This window comes from Peribacillus sp. SRI_006, from assembly GCF_057586375.1.
On the sequence record NZ_JBYCZT010000002.1, the window covers coordinates 310,799 to 325,906 of the forward strand.

The 15,108-nt window shown below is 39.8% G+C and carries 14 protein-coding genes and 1 pseudogene; 2 read left to right on the forward strand and 13 right to left on the reverse strand.

Annotated features, from left to right (window positions below; all coding sequences use genetic code 11):
• Nucleotides 1-4 precede the first annotated feature (4 nt).
• The 6 genes and pseudogenes from AC2YHV_RS03850 to AC2YHV_RS03875 all read right to left on the reverse strand — a co-directional run.
• A pseudogene (locus tag AC2YHV_RS03850) lies at nucleotides 5-535 on the reverse strand (family 4 glycosyl hydrolase); the annotation flags it as partial.
• 178 nt (nucleotides 536-713) lie between these two features.
• Nucleotides 714-1,631 carry a DMT family transporter gene (locus AC2YHV_RS03855; RefSeq protein WP_487372628.1) on the reverse strand — a complete coding sequence of 306 codons (918 nt, stop codon included), beginning with the start codon at nucleotides 1,629-1,631 and terminating at the stop codon, nucleotides 714-716.
• Nucleotides 1,624-2,319: a GntR family transcriptional regulator gene (locus AC2YHV_RS03860; protein ID WP_487372629.1), complete on the reverse strand. Its 696-nt coding sequence runs from the start codon at nucleotides 2,317-2,319 to the stop codon at nucleotides 1,624-1,626. The genes AC2YHV_RS03855 and AC2YHV_RS03860 overlap by 8 nt, the downstream gene beginning before the upstream one ends.
• A 671-nt stretch (nucleotides 2,320-2,990) precedes the next feature.
• Complete coding sequence (locus AC2YHV_RS03865; RefSeq protein ID WP_487372630.1) at nucleotides 2,991-3,809, reverse strand: methyltransferase domain-containing protein; 819 nt, start codon at nucleotides 3,807-3,809, stop codon at nucleotides 2,991-2,993.
• A 173-nt stretch (nucleotides 3,810-3,982) separates the two neighbouring features.
• Nucleotides 3,983-4,438, reverse strand: coding sequence for a HEAT repeat domain-containing protein (locus tag AC2YHV_RS03870; protein ID WP_487372675.1), 456 nt, complete (start codon nucleotides 4,436-4,438; stop codon nucleotides 3,983-3,985).
• Nucleotides 4,439-4,713: 275 nt separating this feature from the next.
• Nucleotides 4,714-5,541, reverse strand: coding sequence for a TrmB family transcriptional regulator (locus AC2YHV_RS03875; protein WP_191929215.1), 828 nt, complete (start codon nucleotides 5,539-5,541; stop codon nucleotides 4,714-4,716).
• Between the two features lie 139 nt (nucleotides 5,542-5,680).
• On the opposite strand from AC2YHV_RS03875, the gene AC2YHV_RS03880 reads away from it, so the two are divergent.
• On the forward strand, nucleotides 5,681-6,310 hold the full coding sequence (locus AC2YHV_RS03880; RefSeq protein WP_034306727.1) for a homoserine/threonine efflux transporter: 630 nt from the start codon (nucleotides 5,681-5,683) through the stop codon (nucleotides 6,308-6,310).
• A 216-nt stretch (nucleotides 6,311-6,526) separates the two neighbouring features.
• On the opposite strand, the gene AC2YHV_RS03885 is transcribed toward AC2YHV_RS03880, so the two are convergent.
• Together AC2YHV_RS03885 and AC2YHV_RS03890 are read right to left on the reverse strand one after the other, a co-directional pair.
• Nucleotides 6,527-7,858, reverse strand: a complete 1,332-nt coding sequence (locus AC2YHV_RS03885; RefSeq protein ID WP_487372631.1) for a (Fe-S)-binding protein — start codon at nucleotides 7,856-7,858, stop codon at nucleotides 6,527-6,529.
• The gene (locus AC2YHV_RS03890; RefSeq protein ID WP_487372632.1) at nucleotides 7,855-9,261 is read right to left on the reverse strand and encodes an FAD-binding oxidoreductase; all 1,407 of its coding nucleotides are present in this window, start codon (nucleotides 9,259-9,261) and stop codon (nucleotides 7,855-7,857) included. The genes AC2YHV_RS03885 and AC2YHV_RS03890 overlap by 4 nt, the downstream gene beginning before the upstream one ends.
• A 111-nt stretch (nucleotides 9,262-9,372) precedes the next feature.
• On the opposite strand from AC2YHV_RS03890, the gene AC2YHV_RS03895 reads away from it, so the two are divergent.
• Nucleotides 9,373-10,014: a hypothetical protein gene (locus AC2YHV_RS03895; RefSeq protein ID WP_063576220.1), complete on the forward strand. Its 642-nt coding sequence runs from the start codon at nucleotides 9,373-9,375 to the stop codon at nucleotides 10,012-10,014.
• 64 nt (nucleotides 10,015-10,078) lie between these two features.
• Here the strand turns inward: AC2YHV_RS03895 and AC2YHV_RS03900 are convergent, their stop codons facing one another.
• From AC2YHV_RS03900 to AC2YHV_RS03920, 5 genes are read right to left on the reverse strand one after another with little or no spacing between them, the layout of a single operon-like run.
• Nucleotides 10,079-10,885 carry an ABC transporter permease gene (locus tag AC2YHV_RS03900; RefSeq protein ID WP_095678476.1) on the reverse strand — a complete coding sequence of 269 codons (807 nt, stop codon included), beginning with the start codon at nucleotides 10,883-10,885 and terminating at the stop codon, nucleotides 10,079-10,081.
• The gene (locus AC2YHV_RS03905; RefSeq protein ID WP_063576219.1) at nucleotides 10,885-11,829 is read right to left on the reverse strand and encodes an ABC transporter permease; all 945 of its coding nucleotides are present in this window, start codon (nucleotides 11,827-11,829) and stop codon (nucleotides 10,885-10,887) included. The genes AC2YHV_RS03900 and AC2YHV_RS03905 overlap by 1 nt, the downstream gene beginning before the upstream one ends.
• Nucleotides 11,793-12,953 (reverse strand): ABC transporter ATP-binding protein, encoded by a 1,161-nt coding sequence (locus AC2YHV_RS03910; RefSeq protein ID WP_487372633.1) that lies wholly within the window; start codon nucleotides 12,951-12,953, stop codon nucleotides 11,793-11,795. Before AC2YHV_RS03910 ends, AC2YHV_RS03905 begins: the two co-directional genes overlap by 37 nt.
• A gap of 19 nt (nucleotides 12,954-12,972) precedes the next feature.
• A complete protein-coding gene (locus tag AC2YHV_RS03915) occupies nucleotides 12,973-14,073 on the reverse strand; it encodes an ABC transporter substrate-binding protein (protein WP_191929209.1) in 1,101 nt (366 codons plus the stop codon).
• Between the two features lie 19 nt (nucleotides 14,074-14,092).
• Entirely contained in the window at nucleotides 14,093-15,100 is a 1,008-nt protein-coding gene (locus tag AC2YHV_RS03920; RefSeq protein ID WP_487372634.1) for a TAXI family TRAP transporter solute-binding subunit, read from the reverse strand.
• Between the last annotated feature and the right edge of the window lie 8 nt (nucleotides 15,101-15,108).

The window sequence follows — 15,108 nt, forward strand, 5'->3', positions numbered from 1 at the left end:
TAATTCATGATTTCACTTCATTGAAAAATTGCGGCAGGTCTTCTTTATGCGCTTCGAGCATTTCATCCAGCATTTTTTTGGCGATAGTGTCTGATGGTACCAAAGGGTTTATCGTCATCGCTACCAAAGCTTTATGATAATTTCCTGTGTCAGCCGCTTCAGCAGCCATTCTTTCAAATGATTTTATTTGCTGGACCAACCCCCGGACTGCTACAGGCAGGTCGCCTATGGCGATTGGTCTTGGCCCTTCTTTGGTGATCACACAGTTAATTTCAATGGCTGATTCATCTGGAATACTCGCTATCGCTCCGTTATTATGTGTATTGACTGGCTGAATATCCCGCTTATCATTGTAAATCGAATTGATGAGGCTGCAGGCCGCTTCGCTGTAATACGCTCCACCGCGCTTTTCTAGTTGAGTCGGTTTAACATTCAGTTCAGGATCTCTATACAATTCAAATAGGTCTTTTTCCAGTTGTTGAAAGACCTCAGCCCTCGTCCCATTTGTTGCTGAGGATTCCTTTTCTTCGGCAAGCGATACAAAAAAAAGCAAATTCACATGTAGTGTAATTGCTTTTTAAAGAAGTGTATGGATATAACTCATGCTAATTTAGCTTTCGTTAATATTCGAGCTATCCCCTAACAGGTAGACTATGGTTTTAATCGCCAAGTAAAAATAAACTCCTGAAGATTTTCCCCGATTTACAATGACCTTACTTGTTTTTTACGATGGATAGTATCGTAATGGTGCTTATTATGCAGAGTGTGCCGAGCCACTCGGCAAAACCGAACGTTACTTTCAACCAGAAAACGGATATTAAGGTTGCGGATAATGGCTCAACGGAAGCCAATAGGCTTACCTCTGAAGCAGATATGAATTTTGTACTTTCCAAATAAAAATAAAAAGCAATGATCGTTCCGAAAATGATGATGAATAAAACCGCTGAAAATGAAGATAACGTCCATTTGCCTTCAAATGCCCATGGGGGATGGATCATGCTAAAGCATATGCCTCCAATCAACATGCCCCAACCCACAACAATCATTGAACCCCATCTTGAAAGGAGTTTAAAAGGCTGCAATGTATAGAATGCCAAGGCAAAGGCTGATGTTACTCCCCAAAATACTGCCCACCCGGAAATGGAGAGTGTACGTATGCTTCCTCCCGTCACAAGCAAAAAAGTGCCTAAAATCGCTATGATCACAGCTACGCTCACCGTAATGCTTGGAAAACGTTTGGAGCGAATGGCTAAATAACAAGTGATCAGTGCCGGGGCCAAGTATTGAAGGACAGTGGCAGTGGCTGCGTTGCCATGTTCAATTGCTGCAAAATATGTGTATTGAACAGCGAGCATGCCCAGAATGGCAAAAAGGATAATTTGAAGCGCATCATTTTTAGTTTTCCAAATCTCAAAAACTTTCAGTCTTTCATTCTTATAAGCGACCCCCAATAAGATGATTCCAGAAAGCAACAAGCGTACAACAGTGAGCCACTCAGGACTGAAACCTTGCTGCTGAAATAGATATTGAGCTGCCGTTCCTGACACTCCCCATAACGCAGCGCCAGTCAGTACCAGTGCAATCCCTTTATTTCTTGAAGGTGATATAGCAACTAAAGTATCATTATTCATTTTTTTCTTTCCCACTTTTTACACGTTCCGTATGGGCTTGTATTCTAAAGTAACTTTCTTTCCAATTCTTTTCTATCTCCTTAAGCACCATAGTGAGATTTCCACCCCTAATTGCCTGTATGATCTGGTCATGCTCATCAACGGAAAAGTGTACATCACTTACCTGATTGAAATAAAACAGTTCCATTCGTATAAGTTTTTGTTTGAGTCCCGATAGAATCCGCTTCAACTCATCATTTGTTGAAAGATTGATGTAAATGGAATGAAAGTCATTATCTTTCTGGACGGCCACTATTTGATTTCCCTCGTCGATTGCGTTTTTAACTTCATGATTGATGGCTTCCATTTCCATTAAGTGTCTTTCTTCAATGAAATCAAAAGCCTGTTCCATAGCCAGCTTTTCCAGTGTCCAAACAAGGGAATATATGTTTAATCCCCCCTCGATTCGAATAGGGGAAACAATAGTTGAACGGCTCGGCTTGGTCTCGACAAATCCCTCATCCTCAAGCCTTAAAAGTGCTTCTCTAATAGGGGTTCTGCTTACTCCCAATTGTTCGGCTAATTCTTTGTCGCGTAATTGTTGGTCTGGCGACAGGATTCCCTGGACAATCCAATCCCGCAATATCAGGTATGCTTCTTCACGTACAGACGTACGTATAATTTTTTGTGAAGAATTTGAATGCTTCAACGGCTTTACCTCCTTAAAATACAGGTATATATAATATGCAATATATCACATATCGCATTCCGTTGGAAGAAATTATAGAACATTTTAAATCTGGGTCCTTTAATAAAACATCAAGCATCTTTTCACATAATAAAAGGGAATCCTTCCTTTGTAAAAACACTTTTTTACGATGGTGAAAGAAATCCTTCTATCATGATTCCTCGAGCTTTAAATTTACAACGATTCACTGATTAAAAATAAAGTTCTATTTTTTTGTATACCATTGTATGTATTTTAAAATTCCTAGTACATAGATTGAGACTAATGGCATTTGTAGTTTATTGCTTTCAGGATTAACAAATATTGGGTATTTTTCGCGAGTGATTTGGATACTTCTCCACTTTACTGACCATTTTCAAGTGAATTTGTGTATCTAAAAAAATGTCTTGAAAATATCTTGGTGCTTACCGCACTCATTACATGAATATTCTATTTCCAATGCATCTTCAGTTACTGTATGAACTGTCTCTTTTTTACAAGTTTCACAAAATCTCTTTTCGGATATTTCTTTCATTTATCATTCACACTCCGTTTTTTCAACATATTTGTACCCTTGTTACTATTATTTTGCGAATATCCAACGGAAAAAATACCTTTTTCCTGAAGGGCCAGAGAAAAAGGTACTAAAATTGTTAATTTAACCTTGGATTCCAATACATCAAAGCTGCATGAAACGGATATTCGTATTCGAAAACTCCTTCTTTTTCCACCACATATTTATTTAGGATCGTTTTTACTTCATCATAGGAAAAATGTTCATTAAGAATTTTTGTTGTATTATCTCGGATTGCTTCTTCATAGGTGGAATAGATTTTTTTACTTTTCAATTTAACGATCTTACAGTCCGCCAGTATTCCAAGTTGATACAAAACATTCAAGATGTGTATGTAATCCCGTCTTCTTAAATTGATCGTATATCCTCGTTGCTTCAATTCCATATAATGAGGTTTTTCTGGTCCGGTTGTCATACCTACTATCGCTAAACGAGCTGCAGAATCATTCATTTTTAATAAGGTATGACCGATTTCACTCATTCGGTAATAACAATTAAAACCAAATACTACATCATATTTGACTTTTTTGTTATCACTTTCCCACTTATCATGAATTAACTCCATGTTTTCGAAACCTTTTTCGTTTGCCTGGACTTCCAAAAAATTGATAATGCTTTTGGAACTATCTATACAAGTTAGCTTCCTGACTTCTTTTGCAATATCAAATGTATAATTGCCCCATCCAGGGCCGATTTCCAAAACATGATCATCCTGTTTTAATAATGCCAATAACTCTTGCTGCACAATTTTTGCATAAGGGTCCGCTTTATGTTGTTTTTTCGCTGCGACCTTGGAAGCCCAAAAAGCTTCTTCTGCAGCATCATCTTTTAGCCTGTTAGGTATCTTCCCTGTATGATCTGTCATTGCCTGTTTCCAAAGTTCAATATAATCTGTCATCTTTTCTCCCCTGAATTCGTATGTAGTTATCGGTTTTCAAATTAAAGCAAACAGCCAAATACTTCCTCTATTAAATATATTAGCATACCATAGCTAAAACTTTGTTTTACACATAAGAAAAAGGAGCAAAAACTTTGCTCCTGTATCCATATTGCTTATTTTTCTAAAAACTTTTATCTTTTCGATAAAGCTGACCACGTATTTTCAAGCCATTTATCAAAGTCTGCTCCTTTTTCACCCTCATATGTATCATATATATCCATTCTCATCTTCTGGAGTTTGTCTTTGAATTCGTGATATGTGTGATTTTCAGGTAAGCTCTTATTGATCCTCACTAAGATTTTGGTCAAACCTTTGATCAACTCGCCCTTTTTCCTTGCTGGCAATTGCACATCTTCGCCTAAACTTTTCAATTGACGGTAGGCTGCCTCTTGAACTTTATATACAGAATCATTATTCATGATATGTGTGAGAATGGCGATTACTTGTTTATTTTTTGCTTGACCCAATTCTTCGATTGCATCTAAACGTTCTCTCCAATTAGATTTGCGATTGGCAGACTTTTTTAATTCCTCATAGTTGGCAGGTAATTCGATACCCGTTGTTTCCTTGTTATTCAAATGAATCATTTCTCCTTCTGTCTTAGTGATCCGGATATCAAACATGTAATCCGATATAATAATCCCATTACCAAAATGGCTTATTCCTTCTTCATTATACCCTTTTCCATATTTTAATATAGTTAAATTTATCTGCCGTATCGTCAAACACCCGGGTTCCGGGACGAGATGCTTTGTTTGTCCTCAATATACCTGCGCCTATCAACTTCAACTTTAAAAGGCATAAATCCTGCCTGGATTCATGCCACTTTGAAGGATGTTTTTATTATTGAACATGTACAAATCTAGTCCACGTAATGTTTTTTATTATCTGGATGAATAGAAAATTTTTTACGTAAATTGACGAGGTTTACACCAAAACTTTCTTCTAAAAGTTCCCTATGTTTCTCCATGATTTCCATGAGATACAAATCATGAATCATGACTTCTGTAATGGGCATCACTAAACCTACATGCATGGTCCATGCTGCACGGCTATCTTTACCAAGAGAGACTATACCTGCGACTACTTCAGAATCATCGCCACTGATAACAAGCCATCGTCCACCATACTCTTCTGTAATTTCATAACCCATATAATGGAGGTAAACATTTGCAAAATCACAGACGATTTCCCCATAGGCAATAATTGTTACATTGACCCCACCATTTGCGGCCTGTCTTAGTTCAGGTTCTAATTCTTCGAATTCGTCTTCCCAAATCTCTAAGAGTATTCTTTTTTTAGCAGATAATATACAAGCTTTAACTTTATCAAGTATTTCATTGCGCCCCATGATATTCCAGATATTTTCACGATCATTTGCAGACCGTTCGAACTCCGCTAATGATTTTTCTGCCAGTTCAAAATTCTCTTCCGCTTTCATCCGACGGTTTTTTATTAGCTCCTTTGCAGGAACAGGAGTATACTGTGGTGTGTTTCCAGGACTGACCAGAATATCTCCGCGTATGGCGAGACTATCCAGAATTTCATATATTCTTGAACGTGGTACACCGGAGTTTTTTGCTACTGCATAGCCTGTTAATGGCGATTCTTCCAATAAGGCAAGATATGCTTTCGCTTCATATTCGGTGAAATTCAGATTTTTTAATGTTTCTAAAATGTTTTCTTTCATAAACCCTCCAACACAACCTTAGTCGCTACCTTTGTAACTAATATTTTAGCAAAATCTGTTGACGTTTTCCATTTTCATCTAATATACTTACTAAGTAGTTACTTTAGTAACCACTATGAAAACGGGAGGGTGAATTAGTTTGGACAGCTTACTTACATACATTTCAATAGTGGCAATGATGGTTATTATACCGGGAGCAGATACAATGCTCTTAGTGAAAAATACGCTTAGCCATGGTCCGAAAGCGGGACGTTATACCGTTCTCGGAATGGCAACGGGACTTTCTTTTTGGACGCTTATAGCCATTCTTGGACTATCTGTTGTCATTGCAAAGTCTGTGATTCTTTTCAGTACAATCAAATATTTGGGAGCCGCATATTTAATTTACTTAGGGATAAAAAGTTTTTTTGCTAAAAGCGTTTTTTCCTTAAAAGAAATTCAAGCACAAGCAAATACACCTGTTAAGTATTCAAACCGGCACAATAAAGATTCCTTCATGCAAGCATTACTTAATAATATTCTTAATCCAAAGACCGTTTTAGTTTATATAACAATCATGCCACAATTTATCAATTTGAACGGAAATGTAAACCAGCAATTGATTATATTAGCCTTCATCTTAACCTTGCTCGCTGTACTGTGGTTTCTATTTCTTGTTTATCTAATTGATTACGCAAAAAAATGGATGAACAATTCTAAATTCCAGAAAGCATTCCAAAAATCAACTGGCTTAATTTTAATCGGTTTTGGGATAAAAACAGGAATTTAAATTCATTTACTCACACATTCCGTTCAGATAATTGAACGGTTTTTTTCATTTACGAACCGGCACCGATATCTTTTTAATTATACATATGGCACTGCATTATTGACTGCAAAGATTTTTACGTCTTCATCATTTAAAACAAAAACGTCAGTATTTTCCCATAAGTGCAGGAAATACTGACGAAGTAATGTCCTATGAAGTTTGAAGTATCCCTTTTTGTCAATCCAAGCCGCAAGCCTTGGCAAGTACTTCAACAAGGTGCAAACTTTTCATTTGGTTCGCCGCTCCCTCCCTTTGGATGCCAATGCTCATTTGCATTTGGCATCCTGGGTTAACCGTAACAATGGTAGTTGCTTTCGTTTCGTTAAGATTCTTCATTTTCTCATCAAGAATTTTCATGGATTCATCAAAGTGGAGAAGATTGTAAATGCCTCCAGATGCACAGCAACGGTCAAACCCTTCCATTTCGACATAGGAAACTCCTGGTATGGATTGCAATAATAAACGAGGTTCCTTTTGGACCTTTTGAACATTGCGTAAATGACATGAATCTTGATAGGAAACGATGCCTTGCCATCCTTCAGTGAAGGGTAGCGGTCCCAATTGATGAAGAATTTGACTGATATCTTTTGATTTTTCCGAGAAAGCCCTTGCCGCCGCAGCCCATTCTTGATCCTCTGCCAATAGATGTCCATATTCAAGAAGCGAAGCACCGCAGCCTCCTGCGTTATTTACGATTACATCAGCATCCGTTTGCATGAAGGTTTGGATATTTCTCTTTGCCAATGCTTTCGCTTGTTTTGTTTCACCTTGATGGGAATGCAGAGCACCGCAGCAATTCTGATTTTCAGGGAGAATGACCTCACAACCTGCTATGGTAAGCAGCTCAATGGAAAGACGGTTAATTCGTGACATCATGGAATCCATGATACACCCAGTAAAAAATGCCACTTTTAATTTCGTTTCCCCTTTTGCCGGTATAATCGTACCTGGCCGGATACGTTTGGAAGAAGTCTCGATGACTGGAAGTGCCTGTTCTAAATGTGCAAGGGCAGGGGAAACCTTCTGCAATATATTTGATGAACGGATAAGCTTGGATAAGCCGGTTTTTTGATAGAGCTGCACTGCACTTCCAATCCTGTTCATTCGTTTTGGATATGGAAAAAGATGAACCAATGCCAGTTTTTTGATTTTTGTCATTTTGTTTTTTTGGTTTGCTGACGGGGAGTTTTCAATGGCTTCTTTAGCCGCTTCCAGTATATGTCCGTATGGCACACCAACAGGACATGCTGTTTCACAAGCACGACAGCCTAAGCATAAGTCGATTGGTTCAGCTAAATCTTTTTGGAAATCTATTTTTCCTTCGGCTGCCATTTTCACTAGATTGATACGACCGCGTGGAGAGGCGGATTCCACACCCATTGATTCATATGTAGGGCATGCCGGTAAACAGTATCCGCATTTTACGCATTGGTTTGTCCAATCATAGGCATCTGAATATAAATTTTGGACCGCAGCATTTGACTCATTCGGTTTGGCGGGTAGATTCATGGAACCAACACGACCCTTGTCTGTCCCTTATCAGGAAAAATCTTCCCTGGATTCAGGATATTATTGGGATCCCATGCTTCTTTAATTTTTTTCATCATATTCACTCCAGTAATTCCTAATTCCATTTCCATATATGGTGACTTTAAAGTACCGATTCCATGTTCCCCTGAAAGTGTTCCGCCTAATTCGATTGCCGCTTCAAAAATTTCACTGACAGCAAGCTCCACTTTTTTCATTTCCGTAATATTTCGTTTATCAGTAATGATGTTCGGATGTAAATTCCCATCCCCTGCATGACCGAATACAACCAAGTTCAACCCGTATTTCTCCCGGATATTGTTTAATCTCTCCATCATTGCCGGTATTTGACTGCGTGGAACGGTCGCGTCTTCAGAAATTTTTGTAGGACCCATTTGTGTAATGGCCGGGGAAACCAATTTACGCGCACTCCAAATCGTTTGGCGCTCTTCCTCTGTCTCCGCTATCTTGACGTAGGAAGCACCCTCTGCCCTGCATATATCGGCGCATTTATTGATTTCTTCCTCAATCGCCAATGGGTGTCCATCTATTTCTATGATCAGAATGGCTTCTGCCTGAAGAGGCAACCCGGAAGGATGGTAGCTTTCAACAGCACGGATGCACGCATTATCCATTAATTCCAGGGCAGAGGGTAGAATTCCTGATGATAAAATGCTGGTAATTGTATGTCCAGAGTCTATCAAATGATTGAAGTGGGCGACAAATGTTTGTTTAGATTGAGGTTTTGGTATTAAGCGGATGATTGCCTCAGTTACGATGCCCAGAGTACCTTCCGATCCTACGATCAATCGAGTCAAATCATACCCAGTTACATTTTTTACGGTCTTTCCGCCAGTACGAATGATTTCTCCCGTCGGGGTGACCACCTCCAGACCTATCACGTATTCTTTTGTCGTTCCGTATTTCAATCCCTTTGGCCCGCTGGAGTTCTCTAATAGATTCCCGCCTATAGTGGCTACATTGGAACTGCTTGGATCCGGCGGATAGAATAAGCCAGCTTCTTCAGCCTTTTTATGAATATCTGCCGTAATCACCCCTGGAGAGACTATGGCAAGCATATTTTCCCGATCAATGATCAATTTATCCCGCAAAAGGGTCATATCAAGAACCATCCCCCCTTTAACAGGTAAAGGGCCGCCGCTTAGCGAAGTTCCTGATCCTCTAGGGTAAACAGGTATTTTGTGAGTATTAGCCAATTTAACCACTTCACTGATTTCCTCCGCGTTTTTGGGCTGGATGACGATTTCGGGTAAATATTCCCCAAAAGATGCGTCATAGCTATAACAATACCTTTCTGCCAAATCAAGAAACATTCTGTCACCTGGAATTACCTGTCGAAGATCGACCAAGGCTTCTTTCTCCATGCTTCCCACTTCCTTTCTTAATAGAAATTTGGAAAAGGTCTATCCGTATGTAATATAATGGCATTTTAAGATTCTGCTAGATATAATGATGAAAGAAAAGGAGGTTTTTTTTTGAAAATCGCACTGATTCATGCAACCACAACTGCACTAAAACCAATTGAAATTGCCTTTCAGACCGTTGCACCGAACATTGAACTCCTTCATTTCATGGACACGTCTCTTCTCTCCTTGATGGAAAAGAGCGGCAAGTTAACTCCTGAAATCATCCGCCGCTTTTCTGCATTAGTGAATATCGCCTATGATTCTGATGTTTCATGCATCCAACTTACTTGCTCTGCCTTTAATGACATCACTGCAATTTTACAGCCTTTATACTCTGTAAAGTTATTTCGTTCAGATGAGGCCATGCTTGATGAAGCTCTTCGCTATACTCGCATTGGCCTGGTTTCCACCGTAAAAGAAACGCCGATCGCCCTTCAAAATTACCTATTAAATAAGAATCCGGACTGTATGATCGAGTCATTGGTCGATCCCGGAATCATCCATTTATTATCACAAGGAAAAAGAAAGGAACATGACGATCGGGTTAAAAAGATGGTGGAACAATTGGATGGAAAGACAGAAGTGATTTTGCTTTCACAATATAGTATGGAACATATCGCAAAGCAGGTTAATCCCTCTGTCCCTGTCCTAACGGCGCCGTTATTGGCTGCGAAAAGGTGTTTGGCCCATTTGAATGGAATGTACACATGAGTTTTCTTCGAAAAAATCATAACTTTTCCAGCATGATCGTATGTCACATCATATATACCGTTTTTTAACCGTTTGTATGATGCGAACCGCCAAAAACTTTGCCTACACCTTGAATTTTTTCAAGTATGACAATCAGAAGGACTGATATGAAAATAACCACGCTCGACACGGATGCGACGATTGGATTGTAGGCATCCTGCATTTGCGAGAAAATCTCGATCGGCAACGTTCTCATTTCAGGTGATACCATAAAAAGAGAGACCGTTACATTATCAAATGATGTCAAAAATGCGAATAATCCCCCTGAGATGGCCGCGGATCCAATTAGCGGCAGTGTCACTTTCATGAATACCGTTAGTGGATTGGCTCCAAGTATGGCCGCAGCCCTTTCGAGATTATAATCAAATCCACTTAAACCGGTTAATACGAGCCTCATGACATATGGTATGCAAATCACGATATGGGCAATTAAAAATCCTGTAGACGTACCGGCAAGCATCATTGGTGTAAAGTACATTAAGAGTGCAATCCCTAAGACTAATTGCGGCACACTTAATGGAGAAGTTAAAAGGGCCGTAATATACGATTTTCCCGGAATATCATACTTTGCGATGCCAAGGGCACCCAAAGTACCGAATATGACGGAGAAAAGGGCAGCTAATGCTGCGAACTTCGCACTGTTCAAAAATGCTTCCAAAAATTCAGGGCGCTCCAAGATCTTGGCATACCATTGCAGTGAAAAGCCTTCAGCCGGAAAACTTGGATAATTGGCACTTGTAAAAGAAGCGGGAATAACGACAATGAGCGGGATCAAGATATAGATAATGGCCAAAACGGCTACTGCAACCCGAAGGCCGCCAAACGTTTTCATCATCGGAATACCTCCTTGAATTTCCCTTTTTCAAACGCTCTGGTAAAGACGGTTACCGATATGACAGTGGTTGCTAATAGAATATAAGAAAGAGCAGATCCGAATGTCCAATGCAGCAGGTTATTAATTTGATCATAGATGACAACAGGCATCACGGGCACGTTGGCTCCCCCCATTAGTGCAGGCGTAACATAAGCACTCATTGACAAACTGAATACGAGAATGCAGCCAGATACGATACCTGGGATGCTTAGCGGCAATGTAATGGAAAAGAACCTTCTGAATGGGCTTGCCCCAAGTATGGCTCCTGCCTTATCAAGAGAAGGATCGATATTATAAAGACTTGCAACGATGGATAAGATCATGAAAGGAAGATATGCATTGGAAAGCCCAATCACAACTCCTATCTCCGAAAACAATAGTTTCAATGGTGCATCTATTATGCCAAGGGCCATCAAGGTTTGATTAATCGTTCCATTAGGCAAGAGCAAAAGGTACCAGCCAAAATTACGGACAACTATACTTACCAAGAGCGGTGACACGATCAAGAGAGTGATATACCCTCTGATCCGCGCTGAACTTTTGGCCATTGTCAAAGCTACAGGATATCCAAGAAATAAAGCAACCAAGACCGAATATAAACTGATCTTCACTGTCAGCCATAATGAAGATAAGTAATAGCTATCGGAAAATAATTGTGTATAGTTTTTTATGCTATAAACTGCCTCCGCTCCTCCAAGATTATCTGTGGATATGAAGCTTAAATATAAAATGTATAACATCGGTATGACAAAGAAACCAAATATGAAAAGCAGAATCGGCGTTAAAAGAAGTAATCCCGGCACCCAGACTTTCCTTTTCTTGCTTTTAGGCTTCTTTTGCGGCTCGATAGGACTCGTTTGCTGTTCTATTTCTTGACTAGCATAACTTCTGATGGGCTCCATCCAATCAACACCTCACTTCCATTTTGCCATGATGAATCGAAAGCGGAAGTCAATACTTGAATACTTTTCCCCTGTAACAGAACATTGATTTCCCATGAGGTACCGAGATAGTTCATTTGGCTGATCTTGGCACGATGGAAATCCAATGGAGATGAAGATTTTTCATCGAGAGAAACGATTTGCAGTTTTTCCGGTCTAATATAAAGTTTTACCTCATCCCCGGTTTTCAGATCACTTACATTTCCCATGATGTTATTTGTGTCGACATGAGTGATATCAGAACCGATCATGACTGCAACTTTCCGCTTATCGATAGCAGACACATTTCCTTCAAAACAATTCGATTTCCCGATGAATTGAAAGACGAACTCTGTCTTCGGATGATTGTATATTTCAGTCGGAGTACTGATTTGTTCAATTTTCCCTGCATTCATGACCACGACTCGATCAGACATGGATAGAGCTTCTTCTTGATCATGAGTCACAAAAATGGTCGTTACGCCAATTTCCTTTTGTAAACGCTTAATCTCGGCCCTTAGTTCATGACGCAGCTTTGCATCAAGGTTTGAAAGCGGCTCGTCAAGCAAAAGGAGCTCCGGTTCAACAACAAGTGCCCTTGAAATCGCTACACGCTGACGCTGACCTCCTGATAATTCCCTTGGATAACGATTCTCCAAACCTGACATTTTCACTAATTCAAGCGCTTTACTAATCTTCTTTTTTTGCTCAGCTTTCCCGACTTTGCGCAGTTTCAAGCCAAAACTGAGATTTTCATAGACTGTCATATGGGGAAAAAGCGAATAGGTTTGAAAAACCATTCCTAAATCACGCTTGTAAGGCGGAACCTTCGTAACATTATTGCCTTTAATATGGACCTCGCCCCGATCCGGATCGAGGAATCCGGCAATAAGGTTTAAGGTTGTGGACTTTCCGCACCCGGAAGGACCAAGAAGAGTGAGTAACTCTCCTTGTTTCACCTCCAAATCAATCCCATTCAGGACAACATTCGCTCCAAATTGTTTAAACGCGCCTTTAATCTCTACATCATTTTTATTTGAGCCAACCCCCTGAACTGCCTCCAGGTGTTGCCTATTAATTTCCACATCTTTTTTTAATACTTCCATGTGATCAACACGCTCCTTTTTATTTGAGTTTTTTCCCTAATTCAGGAGTAACCTCTTTCGACCATCTGTCTGACACCTCTGCACGGATCTCGGCAAACTTGGCGAAATCAGGTTTGAATGTTTTATCACCTTCTTTAAGCCCGATTGACTCTTCATATTTTTCTGGAATTTTCATGCCTTCCACTGTCGGATAAAATCCTTTTTCGGAAATTAATGCTTGTGCTTCTTCACTGATTACATAGTTGATGAATTCTAGGGCTTCTTTGCTATTTGGCGTATTTTTCACTAGACCAGCGCTGAAAGCTTGAAGCGGCACGCCTTCTTTAGGCACGGCCATCTTAATCGGAATACCTGAAACGGCTAATTCACCGATGGAATAACTTCCCATAACCGTTACGTCAGCAGCTCCTTGTTGGATCGCTGGCATCATTTGCGTTGAGTTTTTATAAAATGTATTGGAATACGCTGCAAGATCTTTTGCCTTTTCGAGACCTGGTTCCATGTCTTCCGTACTGCCGCCGTTTGAAATCGCCAGACCATTAAGGGTATTGAAACCCCAATCATTCGTAATATCTGAAAATGCCGTTTTACCCTCGTAATCAGGAGAGACAAGATCATTCCATGATTCAATTGATTTTAAGCCTTCCTTTTTAAAGGTTTCCGTATTATAAGCTGGTGCAATTACCAAACCAAATGCTGGAGCGGCCGCATTTTCAACCGGAATGAACCGTGAATCCACCGATTTCATATTGGGAACATTGGACTCATCAATTGGTACGATCAGTTCCTTCTCCTTAGCGCGTATAACATCAACCGGTACAAAAAGGGCAACATCTATTTGCGGAGCATTCTTCTGTAATTCCACTTTGGATAGGATTTCACCTGATAAACCGGAAATATAATTAACCGTGATTCCCGTTTCTTCTTTGAATTTTGGGGCAATCACATCTCGGATGGCACTTTCGATGACACCGCCATTACCGGCTATCGTTATTTTTTTCTCTCCTTTTTCACCAGCACCCGTTTGTACGGATTCCCCCGGTTTTTGCGGAGTAGGATTACCACATCCCGCAAGAGCGATCAAAACTATTATTGATAAAAGACTCATCAGCTTTTTCATAATCATTACCTCCTGTTTTTCATTGATTTCCAATAATTCCTTGTTCGGTGAAATAATTCACGGCCCCTGGATGAAAATCCAAGGGAACTTGTTTAGTTGCTTCCGTTATTGAAATATCAGAAGCAGCTGGATGTGCATGCTGCAGTTCAGGCAGATGTTCATATAATGTTTTCACAAGATTGTAAGCATGAGGATCGGACATTTCCTTGTAGGTTACCAGGACATTTTTAATTGAAATGGTTTGGACATTTTTCTTCATCCCCCTGTATGTATCTCTGGGAATTTCATTATGGGTATAAACTCCATATTGTTTTTGAAGGCGTTCAATGATGTCTCCCGGTATTGGAATGAAAGTCAGTTCCGTCTGCTTGGATATGAAAGCGATTTCATTATTAGGGATTCCCGAAGAAAAGAAAGCTGCATCAATGGTACCATTTCGTAATGCTTCTGCAGATTGAGAAAAAGAAAGATAGGATAAATTCAATTGATCAGTCGGTAAATCGGATTCTAACAGTATCCGCTCTGCAATAAGCCTTGTACCGCTTCCAGCCGTTCCTACACTAATGCGTTTACCCACTAAATCTTCCAAGGAATCAATATCATTTTGTTTAGTAGAAACAATTTGAACATAATTGGAATATAGGGCCGTTAAAGCTCTTAACTTGGATTTATCCGTTTCAGGCAAATCCAGTACATCCACTGAGGTAAAACCAATTTCTGCCCGATGACGGCTAACCAATTCAGTATTTTCAATGGAAGCATCGGTGACTTGGGTACCTGACACAGCCCCGTTGTATTTTTCATACATATTTGATAATCTTTGTCCCAATGAAAAGTAAACACCTGTCATATCTCCGGTTCCAATGATTAACATCCTGTTATTTAAATCCTGTCCTTCAGAAGTTAGTTGCCTCTGAATCAAGGTAGTAGCAGGTTTAGATATTTCCTGCTGCTCATTCATAAAAGAACATCCTGTCATGAAACAAAATAACAAAGCGACTTTTATAAAGAGTGCTCCATTTTTCATCGTGATCC

What these genes read in the sequence shown, in the direction of transcription:
- AC2YHV_RS03855 (WP_487372628.1), bottom strand. Translation starts at nt 1,631, where the DNA reads ATGAATAATGATACTTTAGTTGCTATATCACCTTCAAGAAATAAAGGG.
- AC2YHV_RS03865 (WP_487372630.1), bottom strand. Translation starts at nt 3,809, where the DNA reads ATGACAGATTATATTGAACTTTGGAAACAGGCAATGACAGATCATACA.
- AC2YHV_RS03870 (WP_487372675.1), bottom strand. Translation starts at nt 4,438, where the DNA reads ATGATTCATTTGAATAACAAGGAAACAACGGGTATCGAATTACCTGCC.
- AC2YHV_RS03875 (WP_191929215.1), bottom strand. Translation starts at nt 5,541, where the DNA reads ATGAAAGAAAACATTTTAGAAACATTAAAAAATCTGAATTTCACCGAA.
- AC2YHV_RS03885 (WP_487372631.1), bottom strand. Translation starts at nt 7,858, where the DNA reads ATGAATCTACCCGCCAAACCGAATGAGTCAAATGCTGCGGTCCAAAAT.
- AC2YHV_RS03890 (WP_487372632.1), bottom strand. Translation starts at nt 9,261, where the DNA reads ATGGAGAAAGAAGCCTTGGTCGATCTTCGACAGGTAATTCCAGGTGAC.
- AC2YHV_RS03900 (WP_095678476.1), bottom strand. Translation starts at nt 10,885, where the DNA reads ATGAAAACGTTTGGCGGCCTTCGGGTTGCAGTAGCCGTTTTGGCCATT.
- AC2YHV_RS03905 (WP_063576219.1), bottom strand. Translation starts at nt 11,829, where the DNA reads ATGGAGCCCATCAGAAGTTATGCTAGTCAAGAAATAGAACAGCAAACG.
- AC2YHV_RS03910 (WP_487372633.1), bottom strand. Translation starts at nt 12,953, where the DNA reads ATGGAAGTATTAAAAAAAGATGTGGAAATTAATAGGCAACACCTGGAG.
- AC2YHV_RS03915 (WP_191929209.1), bottom strand. Translation starts at nt 14,073, where the DNA reads ATGAAAAAGCTGATGAGTCTTTTATCAATAATAGTTTTGATCGCTCTT.
- AC2YHV_RS03920 (WP_487372634.1), bottom strand. Translation starts at nt 15,100, where the DNA reads ATGAAAAATGGAGCACTCTTTATAAAAGTCGCTTTGTTATTTTGTTTC.